Here is a 12378-nt window from a genome sequence, read left to right as displayed (position 1 = left end):
GTGTTGATGAACCGGCGCCAACTGCTGCAAACAGGTGTAGTGGCAGCCGCTGCGATCACATTGCGTCCGGGCAAAACCTGGGCGCTTGGTGGTGTCGCACCGGAAATAGGTGCATCAGCTCCAGATTTTGAGCTTGCGGGAACCAACCTCAACGATCCAGAAAAAAATCGTTGGACGCTCTCTGATTGGAGTGGACGGTGGCTGGTTCTCTACTTCTATCCCAGAGATTTCACTTCAGGGTGCACAATCGAAGCCCATGGCTTTCAAGATACTCTGACTGAGTTTCAAAAGCTGAACTGTGAAATCACAGCCATCAGCGCTGATTCTGTGGATGACCACGAATCGTTCTGCAACAGCGAAGACCTCGGCTTCACCCTTCTTTCCGACCATGATGGTGTCGTCAGTCGCAGCTACGGCTCCTGGATGGCGCCATATTCACTACGCCACACCTTTTTGATTGATCCTTCTGGAGTCGTTCAAGCGCGATGGACAGGTGTGAGGCCCGTGGGCCACGCCCAGGAGGTTTTGGAGACACTGAAGGGATTACAAACCTCATAAACGATTGACAAATCACCGATTTTGCATAATGGTAGAAGTGGGTTAACTGTTTTTCGAGAAATGCTGATAGATGAAGGCAAAAGTGACTTTATTATTCTCTATCATCGAACTCCATTTGATGAGTCAACGGACGAACTCGGAAATCGAATTTGGAGAGACCAAAAAAGCCCTAACGGCATCATACCAACGCTAAGAAACTTATTTCGCAGTAGAGAGAATGGCACATGGATTGCATGGCGTCGAGTTGATGATGTAAAAAACGAACACGACGAAAGGATTGTAATGAACAATCCCGCAACTTTTTCGTTGAGAAGGATCCCGCTTGAGCAAGAACAAATTTCAAGTTTTTACCACGTAACATCAAAAGAATCATTTTGGCCAATTCTTCATACATTTCCAACGTATTTTGATGTAAACAATGCAAATTGGCAAATATTTGAAGAGGTTAATCAACGATTTGCTAATGCTGCCTGCGCTGAAGCAGCAGAAGGTGCCACAGTTTGGATTCATGACTACAACTTATGGCTCGTTTCAGGTTTTATCCGTGAGAAACGTCCTGATTTAAAAATAGCATTTTTTCATCACACGCCATTTCCAGGCAATGACGTCTTTGCCATACTGCCGTGGAGAAAACAAATCATCGAGAGTTTACTAGCTTGCGATGTGGTTGGATTCCACATACCGCGCTACACAGAAAATTTTGCCCGTGCTGCAAGCTGTCTGCTTGGCGTTGAAAAGGGGCCGAAAGAGAGTGTTGCAACGAAATTCCTAAAATTTGGTTCTGCTTTAACTGAACCAACTGAAACACCATGGCTTAAATACAAGAATCGTAAAGTTAAACTCGTCTCTTCACCTGTCGGTACCTCACCAGACGTGATCCAGACCCTCGCCGTACGCAACGATGTTGCTGAGTTAAGCAAGAAAATTGATGAAGACACAAAAAAGGGGCGGAAGCTCATTCTCTCAGCAAGCCGCGTCGACTACACAAAGGGGAATGAAGAACTTCTACTCGCATTCGAGCGATTACTGGAGAGGCGGCCGGATCTGCATGGAAAGGTGGTGTTGATGTTGGCTTGCGTTGCAGCTGCTTCAGGGATGAAAATCTATGAAGAAACTCAACGACTGATTGAAGAAACGGCAGGGCGAATCAATGGACGTTTCAGTTTGATTGATTGGGTGCCAATTCGCTTTTCAACCAATCGTATCCCCTATGAGGAAATGATTGCGTGGTTTTCAAAGTCTGATATTTGCTGGATTACACCCTTAAGGGATGGTCTCAATCTCGTGGCCAAGGAATATGTGGCTGCACGTAAAGGCAGAGACGGGGTTCTTGTTCTGTCAGAATTTACAGGGGCTTCAGTTGTGCTTGATGGAGCTCTTTTAACAAATCCATACTCACATAAACAAATGGATGATGCAATTGAAACTGCCTTGGCTTTACCGCAAGAAGAACAAGTCTCCAGAATGAAAAAAATGGTTGATGCGGTTGACGAGTTTACGGTTACAGACTGGGCTGATGAACAATTGCAGTCACTAGAAACCGTGGATTGAAGGTGATGTTTCGTTGGCGCAAGAAACTATCGATCGGGCTGACAATCGGGTTGTCACTCGTTCTTTCCCTTGTCTTGATTCCAACATTGATAGCTCAGGAAATTGAACCGGTCACAATTTTGATGCCTGCTCCTTTTGCTGACTCGACAAGAGATCTGGTGAAGGATTTTAATCAAAAGTATGAGAAGTCAATTCACCTCGATGTCATTCGTGGTCCCCTTGAAACAGAAGCAATATCCGATCTGGCAATCAGTAGCTTGTTGTTAGGAGACACCCCCTTTGACGCCCTGTTGATGGATATCACGTGGCTACCGAAGTATGCGCGTGCAGGGTGGCTTGAAGCACTAGACAACGGATTTGACGAATCAGACATCGACGATTTAACCAATGGTGCCCAGCTAGGGAATAACTATCAAGGTGTTTTATACCGATGGCCTTTGGTCGCTGATATTGGCCTGTTGTTCTGGCGAACAGATCTCATGGACAAACCACCATCAACACCTGATGAATTGGTGGCTGTGAGTCGCAATCTTCAAAACAGCAAAAAAGTACCCTGGGGATACGTATGGCAGGGACGCCAATATGAAGGATTAAGTTGTGTCTATCTCGAAATGATTGATGGTTATGGCGGTAATTGGTTTAATCCAGATCGTGGCACTTTTGGTTTAGATCAAAAACCAGGGGTGAAAGCAGCACAATGGCTTACTGATTTGATTCAAGAGGGCATCAGCCCAGAAGCAGTAACCAACTATGCTGAATCTGAAACCTTGCAGAGCTTCAAGTCCGGTGATACTGCATTCATGCGCAACTGGCCCTATGCATGGGCCGAACTTCAAAAAGAAGACAGTCGCGTACGAGGAAAGGTTGGAATATCGACGATGGTCGCAGCTCCAGGAGCTTCACCCGCATCAACAGTCGGGAGTTGGGGTTTTAGTTTGCTCAAAGGATCTAAACACAAAGAAGCAGTGATCGAGGCTTTCAAATTTTTAACGTCGAAGGAGTCGCAACTGAAAATGTTCGAAGAGTATGGATATACACCAACGCTTAAATCTATCTACGAAGATCCAATAATGCTCGAAAAATATCCCTATATTATTGATCTCTATAAGGCTCTTGAGGTTGGCAGAATGCGGCCTGAGACGCCAGTCTATGCCCAACTTAGTGACGTCCTTCAGCGCAACCTTAGTGAATCTCTTACACAGGAATTGAATGCAAAAATATCAATGAGGAATGCAACAAGTACCTCAGAACAAATCATGCTTGCGGCAGGAGGACTGATGAAATGACTGTTGTCTATCTACTGATTCCTGCATTTCTTTTATTAGCAAGTGTCTTTGGACTGCCCTTACTCCGATACGCATGGCTGAGTTTTCATGCGGATTCAGTGTTAACAGGGCTCCAGCCAATCGCAAATGATGGAGCCAATTGGTTGCGACTCATGCATGATCAACGCTATTGGCAAGACCTCATACAAACACTCCGCTTTGCATTTGCGTCCGTTGGCCTCGAGCTTCTCCTGGGCCTAGCGATTGCACTACTTCTTCATCAACCAATGAGAAAAAGGGGCCTGATTCGCTCGGCATCATTAATCCCATGGGCATTACCAACAACTGTGATGGCACTTGGTTGGCGATGGATCTTTAATACGCCATACGGACCTATCGATCAATTCACATCTTTATCAGGAATTTCGCTGAACATACTGGGGAATCCATCCTTTGCATGGATTGCATTAGTGTACGCCGATGTTTGGAAAACAACGCCATTCGTTGCTCTGATTTTGCTTGCAGGACTACAAAGCATTCCAAACGATCTTTATGAAGCTTGTACTCTCGAAGGAGCTTCATCGTTCACTTGCTTTCGCAAGATTACATTGCCATTATTGAAACCCTATCTGGGGCTCGCGATGACATTCAGGCTGGCACAGGCTTTTGGTGTGTTTGACCTCGTACAAGTGATGACAGGAGGAGGACCAGCCAGCAGCACTGAAAGTCTTGCGCTCTATGCCTATTGGAATGCTCTGCGATTCCTCGATTTTGGATATAGCGCTACCATCATGATTGCCAGCTTTGTTCTGTTGAGCACAATCGTGGCTTTTGGCTGGTGGTTAATGATTCTTTTGAATCAACGCGGATCAATGGCAGTGACAGAATGAAACTTAAATCAGCTTCGATTGTTCTCCTTCTTGCATGGTCATTGGCACCGCTCCTTTGGCAACTTTATACGTCATTTTCAACGGATCAAGCCTTAGTCACTCCATTCGAGACAATGGCGAACCGTTGGACGCTGGAACACTATCGCAGTGTTATCTCAGCCAATCCTCCATTTTTTCTGTATCTGGTTAACAGCTTGTTTGTTGGCATCCTTGCCACACTGCTCACGCTGATTATCGCACTTCCAGCTGCATATTCACTCAGCAAATTATCAACAACAAATTCAAATATCATCCGCATAATACTTGTTGGTTGTGCACTCTTTCCGTATGTATTGCTATTTCTCGCATTACTCGAAATTGCAAGAGCTCTCTCCTTAGGAAATAATCTTTTTGCTCTGGCTTTGCCGTACACAGCCTTGTCACAACCGCTTGCGATATTATTATTAGGCAGCGCATTCACATCCATCTCGCCGGAACTGGATGATGCAGCGCGTGTTGAAGGACTGACGTTGATCAATCGTTTTCGCTGGATCTATATCCCGTTACTAGCTCCAGCAATTGCTAGCACAGGAATCCTCGTTTTCTTGTTTTCATGGAATGAATATCCGATTGCTCTAACATGGATCAGTGAAACATCGAAGCTAACCCTTCCAGTTGCAATGGCGCGTATTGCTGGTTCATCAATTCATTCGGTCCCCTACGGTGCCTACGCTGCCGCAACGGTACTTGGCGCCATCCCACTCATACTTTTAGTGATCGTCTTTCAAAAGCCGATTGTTTCAGGACTCACCAGTGGAGCAGTAAAAGGATGACCCTCGAACTTCAATCTGTTGGACGGAAAATCAATGCAAAATGGATTGTTCATGATTTGAGTTTTTCTGTTAAACAGGATGAGTGCCTTGTTCTGGTGGGTCCCAGTGGCTGTGGGAAAAGCTCTACGCTTCGTTTGATTGCGGGCTTAGATCGTTGCCAGCAGGGCACTATCAAGTTTGGCAATCGTGATGTCACACACCTACCTCCCTCAGAACGGGCCGTGGGTATGGTTTTTCAGAGTTATGCTCTGCTTCCTCATTTAACTGTTTACGAAAATCTCGAGCTCGGATTGCGAATTCGTGGTGTGCGCATCGAGGAAAAATCGCGAAGAATTCGACACATTCTTGATCTTGTCCAGTTGACAGATCGTGCAAATCACCGGCCCTCAGCTCTGTCTGGTGGTCAAAGACAGAGGGTTGCACTTGCCCGTGCACTACTTAGAGATGCAATGGTGTATTTGCTTGATGAACCAATGAGTAATTTAGATGCACAATTACGTGAGCAAATTCGACCTGAATTACGACGCCTAATCTTCGATCAAGGAAAGCCAACTGTGTATGTCACACATGATCAAAATGAGGCACTGGCAATGGCAAATAAAATTGCAATTATCAACAACGGAGAGATCCTCCAGTTGGATACACCCATACATCTCTATAACAATCCGAACTCACTGTTTGTCGCCCAATTTTTAGGTCGACCTCAAATTAATTGTTTGAAGCCTCGTGATCATCAGATCCAAGCCATACGTCCCGAAGACCTGAAATTCAGTGAATCAGGGCTCCCTTGTCGGCTTGTCTCACGGGAATGGCTCGGCAACACGCAACTTCTTTATCTTGAATCCGCCGAAGGCGGCCTAAGGATGGTCGTGGAGCCGTCATTTCAGTGTCCAGAACGTCTCTTTGTGACATGGCAACAATCAAAAGTTTTTAGGTTCGATGCAAAGACAGGATTGCGTACAAGCTAAATTTCTAGAAGATTCTGAGTTTTATGAATCGCTCGTTGGTGCTAATCTGTGGGGTTGGAACATTAGCGCAGACATGTATTGAGCGCTTGATGCCGACAAACATCAGCATTAAGTGCATCAATGAAAATGAACCCAAGTGGCTATCAAAATTTCTTAAAACTAAGATGTGCCATTCGATGGTTCTGGGTGATATGAGAGAACCATCCATACTTTCTCAGGCAGATGTTGGCAGTGCGCGAAGCATCCTTTTCCTGAGTTCCAATTCAACAAATAATCTTGAAGCAGCCTTGCAAGCTCGTGTATTAAATCCTAACGCTGTTATTGTCGTGCGGTCGTCTAAGCAGCAAGGCGATATCAACTCATTAATTGAAAGCAGAATTCCTAAGTTAGTGATTGTTGATCCATTATTGCTGACAGCCAATGCAACAACACAATCACTTATAAATGCGGACGACGATCTCTGTTTTCAGATGGAAGGCCATGGCTATCGGTTCACCAAAGCAGATCCAGATCTATTTGATTACTCCTCAATTCATCAACGAGAATTACGACTTCAGCAAGAATTAATACCTAAGCATAAGCAATTTATCCTATCAGAGTCATTCTTGCGCAACTATCGATTCAAACGGTCTCATCATAAAATTGAATTACAGTCAATTATTAATCGCTTGCTTTACAAACTAGAAGAACTAAAGAGTAACATCAGCAACCGTCTGCGAAACTTGCAAATCTATGACTATCTTGTACTCTTATTGATTTTCTTACTTGTATTGGGAACACTGACATTCAGTTTCGACAAAATCAATCTGCAAACAGGCGTTTTCGTGACCGTTGCACTCTTAAAAGGTGAATTTGTTGATCCAGTCAATGTCTTGATTGACGAAAGCAAGCAATCAGTCATGCAATTCCCCTTATTTGTCTTATTCATAACACTTGTCTACGCCATTATTGGTACGGTTTTAACATCATTATTCGTAGCCCTAATATTAGACCAAATATTGAGTCGACGTTTGGGATTGCGGAGGCATGAACGCATCAAACGAGGTGTTGAATCCATGCTCTTAGTCGATGGAATGGAACTCAATCAACTTGTCTCTAGATTATTACGTTCGCAGGGCCTCGGAGTTCTCCGTGTTGATACTCAGTCAGAAACAGGTTTATCAATGGCGAAGGCAATGAAGTTGGCAAAAAAAGGTAAACTAACTGGTGCAGCTTTGCTCTGCAAAGATTTAATCAGTAATTTACGTTGGGCCTTAGAACTCCAGAAAATTGATCCCAAGTTAAATCTCTCGATCGTTACAAAGCATTTGTCCTCCTCTGATTCGATGAGTCAGTTATTAGGTGGTATATCTCTTATTTCAACCACTGATATTGCAGCTGACGCGATTATCGCCACTGCCTTTGGCGAATCCGTTGAACAAGTCATTCGTTTTCATGGACGAAATTTATTGATTGTTAAATATTCAATTGAGCAAACCGATACGCTTAACGGTTTATCCATATCACGTCTCGAAGAAGGCTATGGAATCACGGTCATCGGCCGACGTTCATCACCACGCACCAGTTTGAAGATATTCCCATCACGGTTCACAATCATTGAACCTGGGGATGATCTGTTCATTGTTGCTGACCTTGAGGGAATACAAAGAATTGACGGTCATGAGTTAATGCCCCCAAATTGGGCGATTTCATTCTCTATACATAATCAATTATTTCATACCTATGAGATTCAACAATGCTTTGCTCGTTTACTTAGCAAAGCACCAGGTGAGTTTCTTTCTTTAATGGATGGTGCTAAGCATACGATTGATTGCATTGACTATTCAATTGCCATGCAATTGCAAGAATCGCTAAAAAAATATGCAATTCGTGCTGAAGTATCCCGTATGCAGTAGATTGTCATTCTTAAACGAATCCGCACTCTTGATCGCAATTAGAAAAATCACTCATAATGGAATTGATGATCTTTCAATATGTCCGATTCATCAAGCGATCAGTCTCTATTTAAATCTGGTGATCGCCTAGCCCCCGACAGCATTCTCGAGCCATTACCCTTACACGATCGTCCAGGCGATTTACCGGCACACTTGTTTTTGCATGGTGGTCGAGCACCATTGTCTTGCAAAATTCTTCAGTTTGATGCGAAAGAAGTGCGCACTTCTCATGTGCAAACATGTTATGAATTGCAATCTATTTTAAATTCCCCATCGTTGATGTGGTTGCAGTTCCGTGGCCTCGGCAATATAGATCAGTTACGTCAATACCTGTCATTACTGTCATTGGAGCCATGCGTAATTGAAATTCTCCTAACTTTTCCTCAGAAGTCACGGATTCATTCCACGAACAATAGTGTATTGGCAGTACTGCATGAGTTTTCTCTTGCTACTGATCCAACCCACTTAATCAGTTCACAATATAATTTAGCACTTACCAATCGCATGCTTATTACAATTCAGGAGAATCCGCAACGTTCATTTGGTGACCTTGAAGCTTGGTTGAATGCTAAATCCAATAATGTCAAAGCGATCGACTTGGATAACCTATTTCATTTTGTTGTCGACGATATTTTAGATAGCCATTTGCCAATGCTTGAATCGATGAGTGTTTTTCTCGATGATTTGGAGGAGCTTGCTTTATTGAAACCTTCTCCTTCAATTCTCAACCGAGCTTATCAAGTGAGATTTAATCACCGAGTTGCCCGCCGACAGCTTTGGCCTCTACGCAATGAGCTCATCATCCTCCTCAGGCAAGGTCAGCGGCTGCTTGGTCCAGTTGCTCGCGAAGGTCTCCATGATATGGCTGAACATGTGAATACATTGCTTGAAATAGGCGATAGCATACGTACACAACTGAATAGTATCAATGATGCGTATATGGCCAGCACTGGAAATGTGATGAACCAAATCATTAAAACGCTTACCATTGTGAGTACTATCTTCGCACCGTTAACGTTTATCGCCGGCATTTATGGGATGAACTTCGAAAATATGCCCGAATTAAAGTTGAAGTTTGGTTACTTATATTCTTTAATATTGATGATTCTAATCGCTATATTTCAGGCCTATTTTCTATGGAAGCGCGGATGGTTCCAGGATCTTTCCGGGCGAAGCCGTAAATTCGGTTCCTAATGCTTTGTTAACCCAAACACGTTTTTTTCTGTTCAAAATGGACTTGTTGATATTTGCGCAATGGGATTAAGTCGTTCTTTTTTCCTGGCTTCACTCGCGTTGATTGCACCCTTTATCTCAACTGCATCAGCAGCGAGTCTTTCAATTGCGGGTTCCAGTACGGTTTATCCCGTTACTTCACTGGCGATCAAAAAATTCAACGAAACGGGGCAGGGTCAGAACGTCAAGATATCACTCCGTTCGACTGGATCGTCTGCAGGATTCAGGGAGTTTTGTAGCAACAAAATCCCGTTGACGAATGCCTCGCGACCGATCAGTGCACAGGAAATCAAGCAATGCAAACAAAATGGGGTCAACTTTATTGAGTTACCCATAGCCTTTGACGCCATCACTGTTGTTGCCAATCAGTCCAACAGTTGGCTTAATACCCTAACGCCATCAGAACTCTCTCGCTTATGGTCAAAGTCGTCCCAGGGAAAAGTGTCGACTTGGAATCAAGTCAATCTTGATTTTCCCGAACAACCCATCAAGTTGTGCGGTCCAGGTAAGGATTCGGGTACATTTGATATTTTCAATAAAGCCATCAATCAATCCAAAACCAATTCAAGGACAGACTATAAGTCTAGCGAAGACGATGACATCATCGTAAATTGTGTTGCTAAGAATGCGAATGCGCTTGGTTATTTTGGTTTTTCCTATTATCAAAACAATCGTTCGCTCTTAAAAGCAATTCGTATCGTCAACCCAAAGGGAAATGCCATCCTTCCCTCCGTTTCTGCAGTACAAAAGGAAATCTATCAGCCACTTTCTAGACCTCTCTTCCTCTATATCAACGACCTTTCTCTACGCAAAAAGACCTCTCTCAGAAACTTCATCACGTTTTACCTGCGTAACGTTGAACAGCTTGTTAAGCAGTCAAATTATATCCCTTTGCAGAGTGCAACCTATCGTCTTGTTGATTCCAAGCTTTACCGTCACATTCTCGGCTCATCATTTGGCGGCAATATTCCCGTTGGCATGACGATTGGACAGATCTTGCAAATGAGTTTTGATGTTCACAAAAAACCCCAATTTCGTTGAGTTTCTTTGCCTCTCATTGAATTAAGATTCAATCAGCAAGCAACGATTGAAGTTGTTGGTTGAGATTCTTGCTGTGTATTGTTGCATCAAGCGCCAAAGAGTCGATCGCTTGCTTCTGTAAAGGACTCTTCATTGCTCCAGTCCATCGATCAATTAGTAATTGTTCTGAAAGCTGATCACTGAGCTCGCAGCAAGTGAGTCCTGCGAGCTCAGCTGCAGCACTCACTTTTGGGTCATAACTTAGTGCACTCGTTGGCACACCACCAACAGCGGCTAAAATAAGGGCATGAAGCCTCATTGCAATCACCATCGTTGATTCACTGAAGAGCTTCTGAACTTGAGCAATTGAATTTGCGCAAACAACAGTTGATCGCCTCTCAAGTTCTTCGGGAACGAGTGCGTCTTCACAAAGATGCGTGAACAATTCGGCATCTTGCTGACCATGAAAAGCAAGCCAAACAACATTGAAATCGTGCTTCTCACTGAATTGAGACAAGGCATTGACCAGCTTCTCCCAGCCCTTGTTGCTTAACAGTGGTGTTGGTCTCCAACACAAAATCAACGAATGTCCAGATTTCCAATCCGGTGCGGTGTGAGACCAAACGGGATCTGGACCGATCGCCATTGGAATATCCAGCGACCAGTTCTCGGCTTGTTGCAATGAACCCGGATCTCTCCAAGACGCTGAAGTGACCGTTTTCAGCGTTCGTTCAACGAGAAGCCTGCTGGTTCGTCGTTTCAAAGGCCCTAAACCTTGAGCCCATAAAAAAACAGGTTTCTGAAGAATCTTGGCTCGCCAGATGAGCAGGACGTAATAAATCAAACTCCGCGTACTTGTTGAATCTTGCAGCAGGCTTCCACCACCAAGAATCACTGCATCAACGTGTCTCACCTCTTTCAGCACCGCGATCAAGGATCGCCTGTCAACAGTCTCAACACTTGGCGCCATTGAGTGCACAGCGCGCCGGTCTCTGGCGGTGATCACTGGGGTCCATCGACCTTGCAGCTGATTCAAGAGAACAGAGAGTAAAGCGTCATCTCCCAGGTTGTGTTCTCCGTAGTATCCACAAATCAGGATCCTGGAACGAGCGCTTTTGCTGGAGTTCGCCACAGTGATCGATGCGCTGTAAGCCATTATCGAATGGCAGCGCCGTTACGGTGGTGTCACGAGGTCACCTGTCATGCATGAATTGTCGCTGGGAACCTGGTGGATCCACTGGGCTTCTGTTGTGGAGTGGCTCGCAGCCATCGTTCTGATTCAACGCCGTGCTCCGGGTCTCCGCTTCGCCGGTGTGAGCCTCTTCAGCCTTGCCATGGTCCCAGCCTTGATCAGTGCAATGGCAGCCTGCACCTGGCACCTCTACGACAATGCGGAATCGTTGCGCTGGTTGGTCACACTTCAAGCCTTCACAACCTTGATCGGGAATGGTTGTCTTGCCTTCGTAGCAGCAAGCTGGCGGGGAACACCATCGGTTTCCACAGAATCCTCGGTGGAGGAGCACTGATGGGCAGCATTGACCCGGCCCCCCTTTTTGCGCTTTCGCTGTTCCCCTATCTCTTCTTCTTGTTCAAGCTCGGCACCAACGGTTGGTTCAACCGACTCACGCGATTGGGCTTTCAACTCACACTCCTGTTCGTTGGCGTCACCATCGTTGCTGCAGTAGTGGCTCAAGTACGTTTCGATGCCGAACTTGTTGCCATCGACCCACTGCATGGCGGTGCTGAAGCTTTCCTCACACTCAGCAACGCGCTGATCGTTGCTGGTCTCCTCCGCATCGACGAACCAGGGCGATGAATATCTCTTACGAGACACGAGCGAAGTCACCTTGAACGCTGAAGATAAAGCGTCGCCTCCAACCAGCATGTTCCTGTCCCTTCTGGCCATCACCCCCGCATCCGTGTCTTGGACGCCCAAGGTTGCCCTGGTGATGATCATCTGCAATGTGATCGCCATTGCAATCGGCAAGGCCACGATCAAGTACCCCAATGAAGGCGCAAAAATGCCCAGCGCATCCTTCTTCGGTGGCATGAGTCACGGCGCCATGCTCGGTTGCACCAGTTTCGGTCACCTGCTCGGCATGGGCGCCATTCTCGGACTCTCAACCCGCGGCGTCTTTTGATGCAGC

General features: G+C 45.3%; 13 protein-coding genes. 12 read left to right on the top strand and 1 reads right to left on the bottom strand.

Annotated elements, in window-relative coordinates:
• The first annotated feature begins 6 nt into the window (after nt 1-6).
• The 9 genes from SynBMKMC1_RS06975 (at nt 7) to SynBMKMC1_RS06935 (ending at nt 10252) form a co-directional block, all read left to right on the top strand.
• Nucleotides 7-558 (top strand): peroxiredoxin, encoded by a 552-nt coding sequence (locus SynBMKMC1_RS06975; protein WP_186473201.1) that lies wholly within the window; start codon nt 7-9, stop codon nt 556-558.
• Nucleotides 559-618: 60 nt separating this feature from the next.
• Nucleotides 619-2109, top strand: coding sequence for a glucosylglycerol-phosphate synthase (ggpS, locus tag SynBMKMC1_RS06970; RefSeq protein WP_186473200.1), 1491 nt, complete (start codon nt 619-621; stop codon nt 2107-2109).
• A gap of 5 nt (nt 2110-2114) precedes the next feature.
• On the top strand, nt 2115-3395 hold the full coding sequence (locus tag SynBMKMC1_RS06965) for an ABC transporter substrate-binding protein (RefSeq protein ID WP_186473199.1): 1281 nt from the start codon (nt 2115-2117) through the stop codon (nt 3393-3395).
• Complete coding sequence (locus SynBMKMC1_RS06960; protein WP_186473198.1) at nt 3392-4264, top strand: carbohydrate ABC transporter permease; 873 nt, start codon at nt 3392-3394, stop codon at nt 4262-4264. The genes SynBMKMC1_RS06965 and SynBMKMC1_RS06960 overlap by 4 nt, the downstream gene beginning before the upstream one ends.
• Complete coding sequence (locus tag SynBMKMC1_RS06955) at nt 4261-5076, top strand: carbohydrate ABC transporter permease (protein ID WP_186473197.1); 816 nt, start codon at nt 4261-4263, stop codon at nt 5074-5076. The genes SynBMKMC1_RS06960 and SynBMKMC1_RS06955 overlap by 4 nt, the downstream gene beginning before the upstream one ends.
• Nucleotides 5073-6044, top strand: coding sequence for an ABC transporter ATP-binding protein (locus SynBMKMC1_RS06950; protein WP_186473196.1), 972 nt, complete (start codon nt 5073-5075; stop codon nt 6042-6044). The genes SynBMKMC1_RS06955 and SynBMKMC1_RS06950 overlap by 4 nt, the downstream gene beginning before the upstream one ends.
• Before the next feature lie 23 nt (nt 6045-6067).
• On the top strand, nt 6068-7939 hold the full coding sequence (locus tag SynBMKMC1_RS06945) for an NAD-binding protein (RefSeq protein WP_186473195.1): 1872 nt from the start codon (nt 6068-6070) through the stop codon (nt 7937-7939).
• 78 nt (nt 7940-8017) lie between these two features.
• The gene (gene corA, locus SynBMKMC1_RS06940; RefSeq protein ID WP_186473194.1) at nt 8018-9172 is read left to right on the top strand and encodes a magnesium/cobalt transporter CorA; all 1155 of its coding nucleotides are present in this window, start codon (nt 8018-8020) and stop codon (nt 9170-9172) included.
• A gap of 60 nt (nt 9173-9232) precedes the next feature.
• Entirely contained in the window at nt 9233-10252 is a 1020-nt protein-coding gene (locus SynBMKMC1_RS06935) for a PstS family phosphate ABC transporter substrate-binding protein (protein WP_186473193.1), read from the top strand.
• 28 nt (nt 10253-10280) lie between these two features.
• Here SynBMKMC1_RS06935 and csaB read toward each other — a convergent pair whose 3' ends face one another.
• A complete protein-coding gene (csaB, locus tag SynBMKMC1_RS06930; RefSeq protein WP_186473192.1) occupies nt 10281-11387 on the bottom strand; it encodes a polysaccharide pyruvyl transferase CsaB in 1107 nt (368 codons plus the stop codon).
• Nucleotides 11388-11433: 46 nt separating this feature from the next.
• Here csaB and SynBMKMC1_RS06925 point away from each other — a divergent pair, with 46 nt between their 5' ends.
• The 3 genes from SynBMKMC1_RS06925 to psaK all read left to right on the top strand — a co-directional run bounded on the left by SynBMKMC1_RS06925 (nt 11434) and on the right by psaK (nt 12372).
• On the top strand, nt 11434-11757 hold the full coding sequence (locus SynBMKMC1_RS06925; RefSeq protein WP_186473191.1) for a DUF2499 domain-containing protein: 324 nt from the start codon (nt 11434-11436) through the stop codon (nt 11755-11757).
• Nucleotides 11757-12047, top strand: a complete 291-nt coding sequence (locus tag SynBMKMC1_RS06920; protein WP_011933132.1) for a DUF3593 domain-containing protein — start codon at nt 11757-11759, stop codon at nt 12045-12047. The genes SynBMKMC1_RS06925 and SynBMKMC1_RS06920 overlap by 1 nt, the downstream gene beginning before the upstream one ends.
• 67 nt (nt 12048-12114) lie before the next feature.
• Complete coding sequence (psaK, locus tag SynBMKMC1_RS06915; protein WP_011933131.1) at nt 12115-12372, top strand: photosystem I reaction center subunit PsaK; 258 nt, start codon at nt 12115-12117, stop codon at nt 12370-12372.
• The last annotated feature ends 6 nt before the right edge of the window (nt 12373-12378 follow it).

This window comes from Synechococcus sp. BMK-MC-1 (assembly GCF_014279955.1).
Lineage (GTDB): Bacteria > Cyanobacteriota > Cyanobacteriia > PCC-6307 > Cyanobiaceae > Synechococcus_C.
This window is presented reverse-complemented; position numbering and strand designations above follow the sequence as displayed.